Origin of the sequence: Dapis purpurea BLCC-M126, assembly GCF_050015975.1 — a bacterium.
In the GTDB taxonomy this organism is placed as follows: Bacteria; Cyanobacteriota; Cyanobacteriia; order Cyanobacteriales; family Microcoleaceae; genus Trichodesmium.
In genome coordinates, this window is record NZ_JBNHER010000096.1 from 1 (window position 1) to 17,812 (window position 17,812).

Consider the following 17,812-nt stretch of genomic DNA (forward strand, 5'->3'; position numbering starts at 1 on the left):
CGATCGCTACTTAGTATAACCTTGGACGGAAAAGATACCAAATGGGTTCTATAGTGTCTTTGCGTAAGTCCTATTGTATTAAGATAGGCCAGAATAACTGAAGTCAGAAGTGGGAGCATTGAACTCCCACACTTGGATAATACAACCTAAAAATCGTTAATCTCTAATCATATTGCTCATCAGAACATACCAAGTTAAAGGACCGACAATGCCATCAACTTCTAAGCGGCTATTGTTTTGGAATCCCTTAACAGCTGCTTCAGTGTTGGAACCAAAAATACCATCTACAACCAGAGAATAGCCCATTTCATTCAGGATCATTTGCAGACGTTTAACATCATCACCCCTGCTACCCCGACGGATAGTAGGAGGCACTAAAGCTCCCCAAGTTTGAGAACCAACAATACCATCCACTATTAAACTTCGGTCTTTTTGGAACATCATCACTGCGGCGTCAGTGCGAACACCAAAGATACCATCTGCCACTAAAGAACCATAGCCAGCATCATTGAGAAGACCTTGTACCAGAGTTACATCATAACCTTTGCTTCCGTTGCGTAAAACTGGTAAAGAAACAGAACTTGAAACACTTAAATTCATTGTTAATTCTCCTGTATTAGGATAGATGAGTATGAGAAATTAGAGCGATTTGGTCAGTCACCCCAGGCAGGAGTAAACTCCAAGAGTTTGTACATTCTTGTTGCAGTCATATCTAGAGATGTAGCAACAAGAGTGTTTAAGTTTTAATAGGTGTATTTGAAGATAGCATCACCTAACGCTTTCCAGGTTTGGGGACCTACTACTCCATCTACTTTAATATCAGGCGATGGAAAAGGAAAAGTAGCGTTATAATTTTGTTGAAACTCAGTTACTATTTGTTGGCATTGACTATCGTAGTTGGCATCAAATCTCACGCCAGTTGTAATCAGAGCAGGTCTACCTTGTTGCAAACCAAACCAATAGATTGAGGATAACAATTGTTCAAGAAACCGAACACTATCTCCACTATCTCCTTCTTTTAATACAGGCATTGTTGATACAGTCATTGTTGATACAGTCATTTGAGAAAATTCCTTAGTTTAGTTGAAGATGATTGTAGCAATCAGTAATCAGTTTTCAAGTTGTATAATGAGGATTTTCACCCCCGAATTTTAGCTAAATACTGAATGCTGGTAAAAAAATGGTTTGTTGATAGCTACCTTAGCCATAGCTATGGTTTTGTTAGTTGTGATTAGTGAATTCAACTCTAAACATCGATCAATTCTAATTGTTCCCAAGTTTTGGGACCAACAATTCCATCCACAGTTAAACCAGAGGATTTTTGGAAATTCTTCACAGCTTCTTGTGTTGCCGGACCAAATATTCCATCAACTACCAACGAAGCAGCTCTAATGCCATTTAACCGTCTTTGTAGATATTCTACACCTTCTCCACGGCTACCAAGGGATATAGTAGTGCGGGCAATTTTCCCTGTATCTATTAGTCCCCAAGTTTTCGGACCCACAATTCCATCCGCAGTTAAACCATATCGTTTTTGAAAAGCTATGACAGCTGCCTTTGTCAGATTACCAAATATTCCATCAACTACTAAGCTATTATCAGCAACAGTGCCATTCAAAACTGTTTGTAAATATTTCACATCTTCACCAGTGCTATTAAGGGAAAGAGTAGGACGAGTAGTAGTTGTTTGAGTTGCAGTAAACATAATTTTCTCCTTGTTTTTTGAATTGAGCAGGACTTAGGAATTAACGCTATATATAGAGTATTGATTGGTGAATATTCCCGATAAACTCACTATATTTAGTGCCGTCGTGTAATTCCTGCTCTATATTTTTATTATCAGTGCATTCCTGGATGAATAGTAAAATGTGCATGAGCTATCACAATTAACTTTTTATTGTGGGTGGACGTGCATTTTCTTACACATGAGTTATCGCAATTAACTTTTTATTGTGGATGGGCGTGAATTTTCTATCACATTGATTAGCAGTTAGGGGTCACATTATTCCATAACGTATCCACTCAATATGATGGGGTAGGCAATGATTGATAACTACCCTCACCACAAGAGCGATCAAGAATATGGGTTCAATAACAAAAAAGAATAAAGGATAAAGAATAATGACAGGAAAATCAAGTTGCTGATAGAATATGAAATATGAGACAAAATAATGACAGCCAAAAATTAGTTACTTAGGTCCTGCAAACAATTAACCCAGAGGAAATTGCAGACAATTCCTTGTCTCAAACAATAGAGATATTACTGAACCTGATAGAGCAATTACAGACACAACTCAAAGAATTACAAGAAGAAAACCAACGCTTAAAAGACGAAAATAACCCTCTGAAGGGAGAACAACAACAGCCAAAAATTAAAGCCAAAAAAACAAGACGATTTTCGCCAAACTACTCATCAGAAAAAGAAAGAAAACTACTTCAAAACTAGTAAAAAATCTCAGCTCAAAATAGATAGAGAAGAAATACTAGAGTACAAGATTAAATCACTGGCGATGGACGCACAGTTTAAAGGTTATGAAGAAGTAATTATTCAAGATATTACCTTGGGAACTGATAACATATTATTCTTGAAAGAGAAATACTACTCACCTCAAAACCGAAAAACTTATTTGGCAGAATTACCACCAGGTTACGAAGGAGAATTTTACCCGGGAACTAAAGCATTAATCATTAGTTTGTACTATGGGGGGAATATAACTCAAAGCAAACTGTTAGAGTTTTTAGAGGATATAGGAATCTCCATTTCAGCAGGACATTTGTCTAATTTATTAATCAAAAACCAAGCTGTTTTTGAGAGAGAAAAAAGCGAAATCTATGAAGTCGGACTATTAGTAGTCCCTTGAACCCACCCCATCCCCGCCAACGTTATAAAGCAGCATTTTTGCTGTATCGGTCCAGTAGGGTGCCTTGCAACGCACCCTACTAGCACATTTGTTGATAAATTTTTAGGAAAATATTATCCACATTAAAGCAGATTTTGCTGGAGAAACTCCTCAGCAGCAACTTGATCTAAAGGCTGTGCTAGAAAATATCCTTGGGCAAATTCACATCCTAAAGCTTTCAATTGTTGTAGTTGAGTTTCTGTTTCGACTCCTTCTGCTACAACATTCATGTTCAGACTATGAGCAAGTGCAATAATCATCTTGACCATTTCTAAACCACCTGAATTAGCCTCCATCCGTGTCACGAATGCTCGGTCAATTTTTAAAGTGTCAATTGGAAATTCATGGAGGCGACTGAGTGAAGAGTAACCTATACCAAAGTCATCAATACATATATTGATTCCTAAGTCTTTCAATTGTTGTAGCACCTGAATCTGAGCCTCGGAATTTTCTAAAAGACAACTTTCAGTAATTTCCAGTTTCACGCTACTTCCGGGTAACTTAGTAGCATCTAGAATAGCTTGAATATTCTCCACTAGATCGCTTGCTTTTAGCTGGATGCTTGAGAAATTAATATTTAATACTAGAGATAGGGATTGCTGTTGAGGAAATTCATTTCGCCAATATTGTAGCTGGCGACAAGCTTCTTGAAACACCCACCACCCCAAAGAAGTAATCAGTCCTGTTTCCTCCGCAACAGGAATAAACTTAGTTGGAGAGATATTGCCATCAGGAGTAAACCAGCGAATCAATGCTTCAAAACCACTCAAACAACCTGTAGCAACTTCAATAATTGGTTGATAATACAGAGAAAAATCTTCTCGCTCAATTGCTTGTCGGAGTTTATTTTCCATGTGTAATCGTTCCATCGCACTTGCTTGGATGGTCGGATCAAAAATGACATACTGATTTTTGCCTTTGGCTTTGGCACAATACATGGCAGCATCAGCATCTCGGAGCAACTCATCTGGTCTCTGATATTGTCTAGTGCTCAGAGCAATTCCAATACTAGCTCCGAGATGAACTTCATATTCATTGAGTAAGAACGATTGGTTGAACTGTTGCTGAATCCTTTGAGTGACGTAAGTTACTTCATGAAGATCATTGAGTTGTTCGAGTAGAATCACAAATTCATCTCCACCAAAACGAGCAACTGTGTCTGAAGCTCGAACAGAAACTTTTAATCGTTCCGCAACTGCTGCAAGAAGACTGTCTCCCACAGAATGTCCCAGGCTGTCATTGACAACTTTGAAGCGATCTAAGTCGATAAACAAAACAGCATATAAATAGTCATGATTGCGTTGAGCATAGGAAATATTATGCTGTAATAAATTATCTAACAAGATTCGATTCGGTAATCCTGTAAGAGAATCATGAACTGCATCGTATTCAAGTTGAGCATACATTTTTTCAATTTGCTCTTGCTTCTTTCGCATCTTTTGGACAAACTGTAAAGTTTTTTTAATAGTGGCTTCTAAGTCTTGAAAATCAATGGGTTTAGTTAGAAAGTCAAATGCTCCTCGATTCATTGCAGTTCTAATATTACTCAGATCGCCGTATGCAGAAAGTACAACTGCTTTAATGTTGTCATCAATATCGGATAGCTCACCTAGTAGAGTTAAACCATCCATTTCTGGCATATTAATATCAGTGAGTACAACATCGATATGGCCTTCCTGCTTGAGTTTATCTAAGGCTTCTATTCCATTTTGTACAAAAACAAAATCAAATTCCTTGGCTCGAATATTCTTCCGGAAACGCTGTTTGATTAGACGTTGAAGCTCAATTTCATCATCAACGACCAGAATTTTTGCTATTTGGGGTTTTTGTTCTTCAGGGGTTGCGGATTGAGAAAGAATAGTATTCATCTAACAAATATATATAACTATATATCACTATAAATTAAATTACTAAAAATACTTTTACAGTAAGATTAAGTTATCGCTTACTTTCTACGCACCTATTCTTACTTTATATAAAATCAAATTCTATCCCTAGATGGATTTCATTTTCAGTAAAGTTAATTCTGTGATTTTATATGTTAACTTTCTTCTCAGTTTATCTAAAATTATATCTATGATAAATAACTGTTAATAGGACACCTAAAACAGGACAGAGAAAGAAGGTAACAGAGGAGATGGATTAAAAAGTTTTTTTAATCCCTTGATCGCTAATTAAGTCAACATGATACAAATTATTAAATCCTTCTCATTTAATTTTTTTTAATTGCTCACCAATTTTTTTCTATTGGATTCAATTCTGGATAATAAGGAGGTTGCAATAAGAGTATAACATTGTTTATAATTAATAAATTTAAGCTTTGATGGAAAAGTCTATTCTCTAAAGGAATAAGGTTTTTCATAACTTATTATCCAGTTTTAATATTTTTTTATTGTAACAGTTTTTGGAAAAATCATTATCCGCTATTTCCTTTAAATTTAGGCTAAATTTGTATAGATAAAATTATATTCGGTCAAATACTTACAAATAAATAATTAGGGAGTAGAGAGTAGGGAATAGGGGAAATAATTATTGATTTCTGCTTATGGAATTGATTTTATTTTTAATTATCACACCTATGTCTAATAGTTATAAATAATTAGGGCTTGCTGATTAAATATCAAAGCACTGACAGATATTAATTTCAGCCTTTTTTTGTCGAAAAAAGTGCGCCTGTTTCGGTCTAAAAAGCTCAAAAAGCTATTATTTTAGGATGATTATGGCAGAAAAATCTTGGGACAATTTTTACGACTACCTCCTCTACAATTTCCATTTCTCTTGTCTCCTGTCTCCTGTCTCCTCTCTCCTACCCCTACCATGCATACTTTATTCAGCAAACCCTAATTAGGGAAAAGTGAGAATTCAAGAGGGGGAAGAGCTGATTTAGTATTATCTTTTTCATTAAAGTAAAAATCACTATAAAATTATTTGTCAGAAATTTATAACTTTTTCCTGTTACTTTCCTAAATTAGGTAGTCTTAGAATTATCTCCGTAAATTCACCCGGCTTGCTGTCAATATTTATACTCCCTTGATGCTGTTTGACAATAATATCATAAGTCAGTGATAGACCCAATCCAGTCCCTTCTCCTGGTGGTTTCGTCGTGAAGAACGGGTCTAATATTTTCGACTTGATCCCTGGCTCAATGCCACACCCATTATCACGAATTCGTATTTCCACTTCCTCTAATAGGATCTGGGTAGATACCCACAGGGTAGGAGTATAGTCCATTATCCCTATAGGAGAATTAGCTCTAAATTGATTTTGCTTTGAGCGCATGGCATCAAAGGCATTGTCCATCAAGTTAATCAAGGCACGGATTAAACTGTTAGAAATTACTTTAATCAAGTCCAAATTGGCAGCATAGTTAGTACGAATGGAGGGGTTAAAAGGCTTATCCTGATCTTTTTTACTTTGAGAGACTAGCTTCACAGCTTGGTCTAGTAAGTCATGGAGATGGGTGGCCTGGGGAATAGATTGCTTGTACTCTACATGAGTATGTTGCATCATGGTTTCGATAATCTCTGTAGCCCGAATACTATGGTGGCAAATAGTTGTAGCGTTTTCCTGCAAATCATCAATTATAGATTGAGTCAATTCTAAAGTTTCTGGATCTAGGGTCGAAATTATAGGTTCGAGGATATCCAATAGTTCTTGAGAAAGTTCAACGGAACCTTCAGCATAGTTTTTGACGAAGTTGAGAGGGTTGCGTAATTCGTGAGCGACACCTGCGGTAAGGGTACCAAGAGAGGCCAATTTTTCCTGGGCAATGATGCGTTCCTGGGCTGTTTTCAGTTCGGCGGTGCGCTGTTCAACTTTTTGCTCCAATGTTTGGGAATAATTGGCTAATTCCTGGTTTACTTGCTCTAATTCCTGATTGACTTTGGCCAATTCAAACAATAAATTTTCCCGCTCTGCTTCAATTTGTTTGCGATGGCTCACATCCATGATTACACCTTCCCAGAGAATTGAGCCATCCTCTTTCTTAAGAGGATGGGATACTACTTGAATCCATTTAACTATTCCCGATGGTGTAACAATACGAAATTCTACGTTGAACTGTTCCAGTGTCTGGCCAAGGTCAGCAAGTCCCCGATCTACTAGCTGCCGATCTTGAGGATGTTCAAAGTCTCGAAAAGTATATTTGCCAGCCATCATTTCTTCAGCAGACACCTCATATATCTCCTGACAACCAGAGCTTGCATAGGGAACCGTCGCCGATCCATCAGTTGCAATTAAAAGTTGATATATCGTCCCTGGAATGTTGGCAGCTAGATGGCGAAAGCTAGTTTCACTGGCCTGTAATTTGCTCAAGGAAACTTCTAACTGCTGGGCATAGGCTTGAGATTGCTTATACAGACGGGCTTTTTCAAGGGAAATGGCAGCTTGAGTACAGAGGAATTTGATAATAAGAAGCCGATCGCTGGTAAAGACACCACTTGTTAATTGATTCTGTAAATAGAGAATCCCAACCAATTGTCTTTGATTCAGCAGTGGCAAACATAGAAGACTTTGGGGACGTTGCTGACTCAGATACTCATCCATGACTGGTAAATCCGTTTTCAGATTCTCAATCATTACCATCTCTTGAGTATTTTTGACATAGTGAATCAGCTTGACGGGCAGCTTAGGATTATCTTCTAGAGGTTGTGTAGAAAGTTCACTGGTATTCAGTGTGGTGATTGCTTCAACCTGCCAGTGTCCTTCAGGATCAGGGATAATTAAGGCACAGCGATCGCCTCCTGAATTTTGCAGAATAATTTTAGTTAATTGGTGTATAAGTTCGTCGAGTTCAATGATACCTGACAAACTTTGAGAAGCTTTAATAATTGCAGCAAAGTCAATAAATGTATTAGTGCTGCTACTGGAATAAGACGTATTTTTGGAGGAATTCGGGAGAGATTGATTTGATCCTACAACTTCCACTAGGGTTTCAAATGGTTCCATAGTTAGTTTTGCTTGCTGGAGAATTGGCTCAAGTAAATGGGGGTACTGCTGTTCTAAATCATCAGTTTTAGCTTTAGCTCCCCAGCGAGCATAAGCATAATAAGCTTCTTGCATATAGCTGGTCGCAATTTTTTCTTTACCCCACTCCAAGTAAAATTTGGCTGTGAATTCGTTAGCCATGGCTTCTTCTTGGATATAGTCGTTAGCTTTGGCTTCAGCAATAGCCAGATCGTAGGCTTCGATTGCTTCTAAGGGATGCCCTAAAATACGATGCCGTTCTGCTTCTACCAAATGCCATTTATGGCGATAGTTCATAGGCGCTCTGGTTGCCCATTGATTTATGTGTTTCTGATTGTTAACAACACGGTCAAGAAACTGCTTTTGCTTTGTCTCGTCTACCTTCGAGTACATCATCAAATGGGTGAGAGAATCAAAAAAAAGAAAGATAGGAAAGGGTATACTCCCTCGACTTATTTCTACATATTGTTCCAGCACTTCAATAGTTGCCATTGCTTTGACAAAATCTTGGAAAAAACAGCAAAGCAAGAGTTTGATCAAGTAGAGATAAAATAACCCTTTTCCGTTTTGAGCTGCTTGCAAGCGCGGTAAATCTTGTAATTCATCATAAACGTTGCCAACCAAATCACCCGCTTCAACCGTTCCATAAATTAAATCTACAACTGCTTGCCGATACATTCTCAGGATATTAGAGCTAGTAGTTTCCTCGAATTGTTCAAGAACTAAGATATGGACGGACATCTTTTCATCTAGATCGGGTAGAGAATAACCAGTAAAAAAACAGTGGTCGCAATGGTGGAGAATATTAAGCCCGGCAAACTCAATCTCTCCACTCTCTAAACCAATTTGGTAAGCTTCTAGAATTGGCTGAATCACGTTTTTCAAATGTGCGTTGAAAAACTTAAGACTGCAATTGACGATAAATTTGGTTTGGCATTCAATGTGTTTATTATCAAACTTTTCTAATAACTTCAGAGCAACCTCACCAAATTGATAGCCTCTATCCCAGTCTTCTAAAAGCATGGTAATTAATACTCCATATAGCCCATAACCCAAAGCAGATTCTGCTGCATTACCATACTTGAGGGAAATGTCAACTATTTTCAGGAAAATAAGGGGAAATAAATTAGGAGCGCTCTGAAACGAGGAGGCAGAAGCTCGTACTAATAGCTGCAATATCGCCCTAGTGTTCGGATCTTGCATCAGGGGTAAATCTACCAATTCGGCAATAGTTTTAGTTTGCAATTGGGTTGTTACATCGGCAAATGCTGCTTCAACATCAGGCTGCATCGGAGAATTGGGAAAATAAACTTCAAGGCTATGAAGTCCTTGTAGGGCAACCTGTAAAGCATCCCTAAATTGATTCTGCGCAGCATAAGCTTGTATCTTAATTTCATATACTTTAATCTGGTCAAGGATAGATTTTGCTTGCTGCAAAACTATTTCTATCAGTCTCTCCATCTCGTTCAAGTCTCCTCCGAGATAGGTTGCTTCTGCTGCTGATTCGTGTAATGCCAAGCAGAGTCGATATTGTTCCTGCCAAGCATTCAACTCTAAAAGTTCTAGGCCGATCTGCAAATATTCAATAGCTGGCTTGTAAGCTGTTGAGGCTAAGACTTTGCGTCCTGCTTTAAGGTTTAACTGCGACAGTTGTTCGCGTTCCGTTCGCGTTGCAAGCAAATCCGCCCCATAATTTAGCTGATTAACAATAGCAAAAATCTTTTCTTCCTGTTGAGATGCTGGTGTATTGTTCAGCAACAATTGCCCAATTTTGACATGGGTAGTTTGCTTTTTAGCATTGGGAATTAAAGTGTAGGCAGCTTGTTGCACTCGGTCATGTAAGAAACGATAGCTAATTGGCACCTCTTCAATTTCAATCTCGTGCTGCTGGTACTCATCTCCCTTAAAATTAGTTTCGTTGAAGTCCTGGAAAAACTTATATATTTCACTTTCGGGAATCAGAAATCCTTCCTGCAAGGCTCGCCATAGCTCTGTTGCTGTTTCCTCCTGAGTTTTTTCACATATCACTGCCAACGTTGCCAAATCAAACTGGTTGCCCATGCAAGCTGCCAGCATCAATACTGCTTGTGTTGCCTCGGGCAGCTTTCGCAACCGCCCCACCATAAATTCCACCACATCATCAGTTAGCGCCAACTGTCGCACTTGGGTCAAATCGCATTCCCAGTAACCCATATCGTGAGCAAACACGATATAGCCATCCTCATGCAACCCCTGCAAAAATTGGGTGGCAAAGAAAGGATTTCCTCTGGTCTTTTGATAGACTAATTCGGATAAAGGTGCCGCTAGCTCCTCTGAACAAACTAATGTATCAGCAACCAAACGACTAATATCTCCTTCATTCAAAGGAAGCAGGGTGAGGGTATTGACATTAGCTCCCTGTTTATGCAGATCGGCCAGAGTCAGCATCAACAGATGGCCAGAAAATACTTCGTTATCCCGATAAGCTCCCAATACTAGCAAACATCCTACTTCCGATTCATTCATCAATAACTTCAACAGGTTCAATGAAGCTAAATCAACCCACTGCAAGTCGTCGAGGAAAATGATCAAGGGATGCTTTTTTGTTGTGAATACCCGCACAAACTTACCGAACAACAAGTTAAAACGATTTTGGGCTGCAGTGCCTAAAATTTGAGGCACTGGGGGTTGCTTACCTATTATCCGTTCTAGTTCGGGAATCACGTCAATGATGACTTGCCCACTTTCACCAACCGCCTCCAAGATTTTTGTCTTCCAAATGACTAGCTCTGCATCCGACTCACCAAGTAATTGTCTGATCAAGTCGCGGAAGGCTTGAACAAAGGCAAATAAAGGAATGTTACGATGAAATTGGTCGAATTTGCCCTTGATGAAATATCCCCGTTCCTTGACAATGGGTTTGTGAACTTCATTGACAACAGAGGTTTTACCAATCCCAGAAAAACCCGCTACCACCATCATCTCCCTATTCCCATCTGCTGCTCGTTCAAAGGCATTCAGCAGGGTTTGTACTTCCTTCTCTCTACCGTAGAGCTGTTCAGAAATCAGGAAGCGATCGCACACATCCCGCTCTCCAAGCTTAAAGGGGATAATTTTTTTTGTCTGTTCCCACTGGTGTAAACATTCCTCCAAGTCATGTTTCAGCCCCAAGGCATTCTGATACCTGTCTTCCCCATTCTTAGCCATCAACTTGAGAACAATCCCCTGCAATGCCTCCGGCACTATTCTGTGCCAGCTATCTACTGGAAACTTTACCTTCTCGACTAGATGACAATGCACCAACTCTATTGGGTCTTTGGTGGTAAAGGGCAATTTTCCTGTCAGGAGTTGAAAAAAGGTAACACCCAGGGAATAGAAATCAGTGCGATAGTCAATGTCCCGGTTCATCCGTCCCGTTTGTTCCGGGGACATATAGGCCAGAGTTCCTTCTAGAACATTAGGGTTTAGCAACTGTTGCTGTTCTTTGGGGAGTAAGCTGGAGATACTGAAGTCTAGCAGTTGAACTTGAAGGGTTTTGGGATGAATCAGGATATTACTCGGCTTAATATCTTTGTGGATAATGCGCTGTAAGCTCAGATAGTGAAGTGCCTCAGCCAGTTGAATAGCCATGGTGAAAAAGTCCATGAGTTTTTGGTCAGAGTTTGGCCAATACTTGGAGAGGGCGAGTGCTCCTTCATCAGGCATTATCAGCGCATAACCGTTACCGTAGCGTTCCAAGGCTAGAGGCCGAACAATGCTGGGATGTTCCAAGTGGCGGGTAATAAGGTATTGGTTGCGGAAATAAAGTAGGTCATTAAAGTGAGGAAAGGGATTCCGCAGAACTTTGACAACTACTCGACGGCGATCGCTCTCCTGGGTTGCCCGATAGACTAACGTTCGTTTTCCGGCATATATTTGGTTTGTTTGTTGATAACCAGGTAAGTTGAGCATCATCACCTGAAAAATTCAGAAAATATTACTTTATGACTTTTTTAATTTTACCTCATTTTCACCTCAACTCAAAAAAAAATTAACTTAACCACCTTTGGCTAGAACTCATAACTCAGGAGTCAGGAGAGATTATTGTTTATTTTTTGGTTGATACCAATTCTCCAAAATAGTGCAATACCTTGCTCAATTGGGGGGCCTCTCATCTCAGATTGAAATCATTAATTGGAAGTAGAACCCTGCCTTACTGAAGATTACAGTACTTCTCGCTGTTATGAGATACATATTTATTGGGCAATCAAGATAACTACAGCACAAGGATTTTACTATTCAACGTTGTACTACCAGTTTAATAAATGTTTGCTATAAATCTCTGTTAACTGTTGTCTATTATCTATTTTCTGTTCCCTATGGTATACATTATTTTTCCTAAGCCTGGTATAATATCATTAAATTAGAACTAAAACGGTTTTCATAATTACATAGACCACAGTAGGGATGTTCCATAGAACGTAACTACTGGACTAACATACCTTAAATGCTACAATAAGTGTAATTTGGGTTGTTCGCGTTAGCGTTGCACAGCATGGGACTTAGTTTGCTTCCCGTAAGGGTAACCCAACAAGAATCTTTCTCTCCTATGACTTCCGTGTAGTGCTATTAAGTCGCCTTAAAATGGACTTTGTTTGATACCCTGGACTTTTGGGTCAATTATTCTATTTCATCTTACTTAGGTAAATTCATCTTCTCCTATAGCGAGTTTTCTTCTCTACTGATTCGGTTTTTTTTACTGATGCTAGTAGCTAGATTACCTACTATTTCAAAGTTTAAACAGCTTTTTGTGTTTGTTGATTTTTACGTTTTTCTTTTGACAGTCTTGTTTTGGACTCTCAGCGATCGCACGGTTATGAGGTCTAGTCTCCATTGAGGAGATGTGCAAAAAAATATTAGAGTATATCTCCTGATTTTTTCGTTTGAGCCAAAAATTCCTGGAAAATCAACTTTCCTGTCCCCTACTACTTATCATTACTTCTTGACCACTACTGGAAGTTTTACCCAAAAACAACTTCCTACACCAACTTTACTGGTTACATCAATTTTGCCTCCGTGAACCTGAATTAAAGTTTGAGCGATCGCCATGCCTAACCCTGTTCCTTCTCGTCGTTCAATTCTCGCGCGTTCACTCCGCCACAAACGTTCAAATATGTGGGGTGATTAACTGTTGAACTAAAAATGTAGAAAGTTGTTGTTATTTGTATAAAAGTGGTATAATATCTAAAGTAGGTCTGAACAAAGTGGAATAAGGCGATGGATGAAAACTCAATCAAGGTAGTCCGAGTAACGACAACAGAGTTTGAATTAAGTGACGGGCGGGTATACGAACATCCAATACCATTGGAGTATGAAGAAGTACCATTACCTGAAGCTTTTCAACAGTTCTATGACCATTGGTTACATATTTGGCAAACAAACCATGACAAAAAAACTCCTAACTACATCTGAAGTTTGCATAATCTTAAATGTAACTCGGTGGACTTTAGCTAAATGGGAAAAGGCAAATAAATTAAAGCCAATCAGAACAACTGGTGGCCATAGACGCTTTCATGAGAGTGAAGTAAATGAATTGATGGGGGTAAAAACTCCGAGTGAGGCTCAAAACCACAAGGTAGTTGCCGTATATTGTCGAGTTAGCTCCCACGAGCAAAAGAGTAAGGGAGACTTAGATAGACAAAAAGCTAGAACATTAGAATACTGTGTCAAACAAAACTACAAAGTTGAACACATTTTATCCGAAATTGGTTCAGGGATGAATGACAGTCGTGGTAAATTAAACAGATTATTTGACTTAGTGCGCTCAAGGTTAATTAACAAAGTTGTTGTAGAACACAAAGACCGACTGACTAGATTTAACTTTAACTACCTAGATAGTTTTTTTAGTAGCTATGGAGTTGAAATAGAGATGATAGAGTCAGTTTTTCCCAAGTCTTATGAGGCAGAACTTGTAGAAGATATAGTGTCTTTGATGGCATCATTTTCGGCTAAATTATATGGGAAACGGAGCAGCCAGCGACGTCAAAATCACATCAAGTCTGGCACTAAAGGGCAAGTTCAATGAAAGTTGTTGACAGACATATAATCAGACGAACACATAACTTTTGGCAGGTGTGCGATGAGTTAGCCTTTAAGTCGAAAAACTTGTACAACTTAGCTAACTATTATTGTCGTCAACATTTTTTCCAGTGGGAAAAAAGTCTGGATTTAACCAAGCTATATCACGCCACCAAAGATAGGGATGCCTATAGAGCATTACCAACTAAAGTATCAAAACAAATAATCAAATGCTTGGTTGCTACTTGGCGTGGTTATTTTCAAGCTATAAAAGAATGGTCAAAACATCCACAAAGGTTTCTAGGTAAACCCAAAATACCAAAGTATAAGGACAAAACCAAAGGCCGAAATGTAGTTATCTACTCAAAAGAGTCTGTATATAAAGCACCACTAAAGAACGGTATTTGTCACTTATCTATGAGTTATATCAAAATACCTGTAGTGGTTGAGTCTGTAGTTGAAGTCAGGATAGTACCTGCAACTGGCTGCTATGTAATTGAAGTTGTGTATGAAAAAACTGAACAACAACCGATAGAGTCTAAATATGTAGCAGGAATAGATTTAGGGATTGATAGATTAGTTGCTCTAGCTACAAACAAGCCTGGTGTAAAACCTCTGCTTGTTAATGGGAAGCCACTTAAAAGCGTCAATCAGCTTTACAACAAGCGAAAAGCTAAATATCAAAGTGTGATCAAAGGCCAGAAAAAAACTAGCCGTAAAATTGAAGCTTTAACCTATCACCGAAATCGTTTTGTCGAGAATTATCTGCATAATAGCAGTAAATTAGTAGTTGAGTATTTAACAACAAATAATATTGGTACTGTAGTCATAGGAAAAAATGATAACTGGAAACAAGGTGCAAATATCGGCAAAAAAAACAACCAAAATTTTACTCAAATACCTCACTATAAGTTAATTCAACAGATAACTTATAAATGTCAACTGGTTGGTATCAAAGTTATTGAAACCGAAGAAAGTTACACCAGTAAAACATCTGCTATCGATCTAGAAAAACCAATACGCCATGAAAACTATGTAGGCAAGCGAGTCAAACGTGGTTTATTTTTGAGTGCAACTGGTAAAGTGATTAACGCCGATATCAATGGTAGTCTTCAGATAATTAGAAAGAAATTCCCAGGGGCATTTACTGCCGAGGGAATAGTGAGCTGTGCCGTACAGCCTGTATTGGTTAATCCAATATCAAGATAAAAGCTCAGATCGATTTTCTACAGTTTTTTTCGTACGGTAACTCCTCTGGTGCAATACCTATTCCTGTATCTTCTACTGTAATAATTGCTGTTTCATTATCGGTGAACAAAGAAACTGTTACTTTTCCTCCTGTTGGCGTGTATTGCAGAGCATTGTCAATTAAATTAGAAAATACTCGTTGTAGTTGCTGCCCATCCCCCAAAACCCAGATATCTGAATCAAGATTGAAATTAAGCTCAATTTCTTTTTGTTCTGCTTCACTACGAGCAAATTCGATAGTGTCTTCAAGAATTTCATCTAAGGGAAGAGGAATTTTTTCCACACTCATCAACGCTACCGAACCATCTAGACGAGCTAACAATAATAAATCTTCTACCAAATGTGTCATGCGATAACTAGCATCGGCAATAGCATCGACTTTATTTTTATCTACTGGATCGATGCGTTCGGGATGACTTTGTAATACAGAAATTGAACTTTGAATCGCCGTGAGCGGACTTCTTAATTCGTGAGAGGCATCAGCGGTAAATTGTTTTAGTCTCTCAAAACTTTGACCGATCGGTTCTAAGGATTTGTTGGTTAACCAAATTGCGCCCCATGCAGTTAAGCTGACTGCAACTACACCACTAATTATCAATCCCCATCGTAGTCTTTCTAACTGAATATCTAATACTTCTGTAGCATGACTGGCGCGGATATAACCCGATATTTTTTCAGTTTCACTTCTAGGGGGCGTGTAAAATACTGGCAGAACTAAACTACGAATCTTATTTCTTTCTACAATTTTACCAGAACGCTCTAAATTATCTGATACTGACCAGTTGACAACAAGTTCGCCTTCTCGGATGATAAGTTTTTGTTTCTCATCAAACCATTCTACCCCTTGAGCATAATAAAGGGGATGGTGTTGAGGAACGGCAAGAGTTCCGTGGCGATCGTATCCTGCCATTAGAGCAGCAAGTTTTGGATAAGTTTTTGGATAATAACTTTGATAATGTTCTTCTGGTAGTTCGTCTTCGTCGTATTCTCCCTCTTCATGTTCATTAGATTCATGCTTGACAATTTCTAGGGTTTGAGATGCTGCTTCTGCTAATTGGAGTAAGTAGTCATTAAATTGTTCGTTGAGGTCGTAAGTTACCCAACGTTCTACGACTAAAAATGATATACTTAAAGTTGATACCATTATTCCTAAATAGAAGCGCAGAAGACGCCATCGCACAGAGCTTAACTGCTTAAATTTAGACATTAGGATTAAGTCGATAACCGACTCCATAAATATTTTCAATAAAATTAGCAGGTGCCCCGACACTTTTCAATTTTGAGCGCAACCCACGCACATGAACTTTAACGGTTTCTTCTTCTGGTGGGTCTTCAAATTCCCAGAGGTTATCAAGAATAGCACGACGACTAAGAATGCGACTATTACTGCGGAGTAATAATTCTAGCAAAGCATATTCTTTGGGAGTCAGTTGTAACATTTGGTCATTATACTTGACTTCATAATGACTAGGATCGAAACGGAGTCGTTCCCATTCTAAAATCGGAGGTAGTGTTGTTTCTTGACGTCGTAATAATGCTCGAATTCTCGCTAATAACTCTTTCATTTCAAACGGTTTAACGACGTAATCATCTGCTCCTACATCTAATCCTAAAACTCTATCGTCGCTAGTATCTTTACCTGTTAGCATTAAAATCAATGTCCGGTCTCCCGAATTTCGTAATTGTTGGCAAAGAGTGATTCCATCTATTTTAGGTAAAATTAGGTCAAGGATAATTAAATTGTAAGTAAATACTTTAGTTAATTCTAAAGCTTCTTCTCCATCTTTAGCAATTTCTACAACATAATTGCAATCGCGTAATGCTTCTGAAAGAGCATCGGCAACTTGTTTGTCATCTTCAACTAAGAGAATTTTCATAGGAAACTAGGAGTTAAGAGTCAGAATGAATGGCTTCAATGTCATTCTTTAGGTGATAAATTATCTTTTTTGTCAAAGGTACATATCCTGTATTATAAGAAACCGGGTTTATGAGAAAAAATTTCTGGTTTGACATTTCATATAAACCCGGTTTCTCTATGATCTAAAGATAAATTTAGTAGATACAAGACAACATAGTATCAATTGCTGTTTGAAAAGCAACTGCAGCATTTGCACTCATGTCACGGGGAACACAAACCCTATTTCTGAGAAAAGCTAGAGCTATCGCTCCAATAGCAGCATCACCAGCGGCTTTTTCCTTAACTTCATTTTGTTGTTCAGTTTTGGCATCAACTGAGCGATCAGAAAATAATGGTATACTTCCCTCAATTAAATAATAAACCAAACGTCTTAAATAAAGGTCAATAACTGATTCAATTGTTGGTAAATTATCCTGACTTACCCATGCTTTAACTCCCGAATTTTTCAGAATATCAGCAACAACAGTTTGGTAATTACTACTTAATCTGCCCGCTGCCTCCATCCGATAGTCTTTTTCCTGACTAGCAAATTCTGGTTGAGGTTCTGGTTTACTGTCGTAAATAGGCTGTAAACGAAATATATGTTGCATAACCAAATTATTAGTTCGAGCATTTGGTTTAATACGTTGATAAGCCTGACGTTGGTCGATCGCCTGTAGCCATTGATTAATCCGAGGAAAGCGATCGTTATTATATAGAACCCATTTGGTATCTTTTCCGTCCAAGGTTATACTAAGTAGCGATC

At 38.4% G+C, this 17,812-nt stretch carries 14 protein-coding genes; 5 read left to right on the plus strand and 9 right to left on the minus strand.

The annotated features are described in order from the left end of the window. Positions 1-156: 156 nt before the first annotated feature. The 3 genes from ACP6PL_RS08895 to ACP6PL_RS08905 all read right to left on the minus strand — a co-directional run bounded on the left by ACP6PL_RS08895 (position 157) and on the right by ACP6PL_RS08905 (position 1,705). Positions 157-600 (minus strand): peptidoglycan-binding domain-containing protein, encoded by a 444-nt coding sequence (locus ACP6PL_RS08895; RefSeq protein ID WP_426544671.1) that lies wholly within the window; start codon positions 598-600, stop codon positions 157-159. A gap of 143 nt (positions 601-743) precedes the next feature. Beyond that, entirely contained in the window at positions 744-1,061 is a 318-nt protein-coding gene (locus ACP6PL_RS08900; protein ID WP_426542046.1) for a peptidoglycan-binding domain-containing protein, read from the minus strand. Between the two features lie 185 nt (positions 1,062-1,246). Further along, on the minus strand, positions 1,247-1,705 hold the full coding sequence (locus tag ACP6PL_RS08905) for a peptidoglycan-binding domain-containing protein (protein ID WP_426542048.1): 459 nt from the start codon (positions 1,703-1,705) through the stop codon (positions 1,247-1,249). Positions 1,706-2,239: 534 nt separating this feature from the next. Here ACP6PL_RS08905 and ACP6PL_RS08910 point away from each other — a divergent pair. Together ACP6PL_RS08910 and ACP6PL_RS08915 are read left to right on the plus strand one after the other, a co-directional pair. Further along, the gene (locus ACP6PL_RS08910; protein WP_426544673.1) at positions 2,240-2,446 is read left to right on the plus strand and encodes a hypothetical protein; all 207 of its coding nucleotides are present in this window, start codon (positions 2,240-2,242) and stop codon (positions 2,444-2,446) included. 64 nt (positions 2,447-2,510) lie between these two features. Next, positions 2,511-2,861: a hypothetical protein gene (locus ACP6PL_RS08915; RefSeq protein WP_426544675.1), complete on the plus strand. Its 351-nt coding sequence runs from the start codon at positions 2,511-2,513 to the stop codon at positions 2,859-2,861. Positions 2,862-2,983: 122 nt separating this feature from the next. On the opposite strand, the gene ACP6PL_RS08920 is transcribed toward ACP6PL_RS08915, so the two are convergent. The 3 genes from ACP6PL_RS08920 to ACP6PL_RS08930 all read right to left on the minus strand — a co-directional run bounded on the left by ACP6PL_RS08920 (position 2,984) and on the right by ACP6PL_RS08930 (position 12,998). After that, positions 2,984-4,768: a putative bifunctional diguanylate cyclase/phosphodiesterase gene (locus ACP6PL_RS08920; RefSeq protein WP_426544677.1), complete on the minus strand. Its 1,785-nt coding sequence runs from the start codon at positions 4,766-4,768 to the stop codon at positions 2,984-2,986. Positions 4,769-5,855: 1,087 nt separating this feature from the next. Beyond that, positions 5,856-11,798 carry a trifunctional serine/threonine-protein kinase/ATP-binding protein/sensor histidine kinase gene (locus tag ACP6PL_RS08925; protein ID WP_426544679.1) on the minus strand — a complete coding sequence of 1,981 codons (5,943 nt, stop codon included), beginning with the start codon at positions 11,796-11,798 and terminating at the stop codon, positions 5,856-5,858. A 1,020-nt stretch (positions 11,799-12,818) separates the two neighbouring features. Then, on the minus strand, positions 12,819-12,998 hold the full coding sequence (locus ACP6PL_RS08930) for an ATP-binding protein (protein WP_426544692.1): 180 nt from the start codon (positions 12,996-12,998) through the stop codon (positions 12,819-12,821). Positions 12,999-13,100: 102 nt separating this feature from the next. On the opposite strand from ACP6PL_RS08930, the gene ACP6PL_RS08935 reads away from it, so the two are divergent. From ACP6PL_RS08935 to ACP6PL_RS08945, 3 genes are read left to right on the plus strand one after another with little or no spacing between them, the layout of a single operon-like run. Further along, positions 13,101-13,295 carry a hypothetical protein gene (locus ACP6PL_RS08935; RefSeq protein ID WP_287518079.1) on the plus strand — a complete coding sequence of 65 codons (195 nt, stop codon included), beginning with the start codon at positions 13,101-13,103 and terminating at the stop codon, positions 13,293-13,295. Next, positions 13,267-13,908, plus strand: a complete 642-nt coding sequence (locus ACP6PL_RS08940) for an IS607 family transposase (RefSeq protein ID WP_426544682.1) — start codon at positions 13,267-13,269, stop codon at positions 13,906-13,908. Before ACP6PL_RS08935 ends, ACP6PL_RS08940 begins: the two co-directional genes overlap by 29 nt. Then, on the plus strand, positions 13,905-15,110 hold the full coding sequence (locus tag ACP6PL_RS08945; protein ID WP_426544684.1) for an RNA-guided endonuclease InsQ/TnpB family protein: 1,206 nt from the start codon (positions 13,905-13,907) through the stop codon (positions 15,108-15,110). The genes ACP6PL_RS08940 and ACP6PL_RS08945 overlap by 4 nt, the downstream gene beginning before the upstream one ends. A gap of 4 nt (positions 15,111-15,114) precedes the next feature. Here the strand turns inward: ACP6PL_RS08945 and ACP6PL_RS08950 are convergent, their stop codons facing one another. From ACP6PL_RS08950 to ACP6PL_RS08960, 3 genes are all read right to left on the minus strand, one after another. Then, on the minus strand, positions 15,115-16,329 hold the full coding sequence (locus ACP6PL_RS08950) for a sensor histidine kinase (protein ID WP_426544686.1): 1,215 nt from the start codon (positions 16,327-16,329) through the stop codon (positions 15,115-15,117). Between the two features lie 19 nt (positions 16,330-16,348). Next, positions 16,349-17,026, minus strand: coding sequence for a response regulator transcription factor (locus ACP6PL_RS08955; RefSeq protein WP_426544688.1), 678 nt, complete (start codon positions 17,024-17,026; stop codon positions 16,349-16,351). 175 nt (positions 17,027-17,201) lie between these two features. After that, the coding region (locus ACP6PL_RS08960; protein ID WP_426544690.1) for a globin family protein at positions 17,202-17,812 on the minus strand (611 nt) is incomplete at its 5' end.

Excerpts from the sequence above, each read along its gene's own strand:
- ACP6PL_RS08895 (WP_426544671.1), bottom strand. The coding sequence starts at position 600 with ATGAATTTAAGTGTTTCAAGTTCTGTTTCTTTACCAGTTTTACGCAAC.
- ACP6PL_RS08900 (WP_426542046.1), bottom strand. The coding sequence starts at position 1,061 with ATGACTGTATCAACAATGACTGTATCAACAATGCCTGTATTAAAAGAA.
- ACP6PL_RS08905 (WP_426542048.1), bottom strand. The coding sequence starts at position 1,705 with ATGTTTACTGCAACTCAAACAACTACTACTCGTCCTACTCTTTCCCTT.
- ACP6PL_RS08915 (WP_426544675.1), top strand. The coding sequence starts at position 2,511 with ATGGACGCACAGTTTAAAGGTTATGAAGAAGTAATTATTCAAGATATT.
- ACP6PL_RS08920 (WP_426544677.1), bottom strand. The coding sequence starts at position 4,768 with ATGAATACTATTCTTTCTCAATCCGCAACCCCTGAAGAACAAAAACCC.
- ACP6PL_RS08925 (WP_426544679.1), bottom strand. The coding sequence starts at position 11,798 with ATGATGCTCAACTTACCTGGTTATCAACAAACAAACCAAATATATGCC.
- ACP6PL_RS08935 (WP_287518079.1), top strand. The coding sequence starts at position 13,101 with ATGGATGAAAACTCAATCAAGGTAGTCCGAGTAACGACAACAGAGTTT.
- ACP6PL_RS08940 (WP_426544682.1), top strand. The coding sequence starts at position 13,267 with ATGACAAAAAAACTCCTAACTACATCTGAAGTTTGCATAATCTTAAAT.
- ACP6PL_RS08945 (WP_426544684.1), top strand. The coding sequence starts at position 13,905 with ATGAAAGTTGTTGACAGACATATAATCAGACGAACACATAACTTTTGG.
- ACP6PL_RS08955 (WP_426544688.1), bottom strand. The coding sequence starts at position 17,026 with ATGAAAATTCTCTTAGTTGAAGATGACAAACAAGTTGCCGATGCTCTT.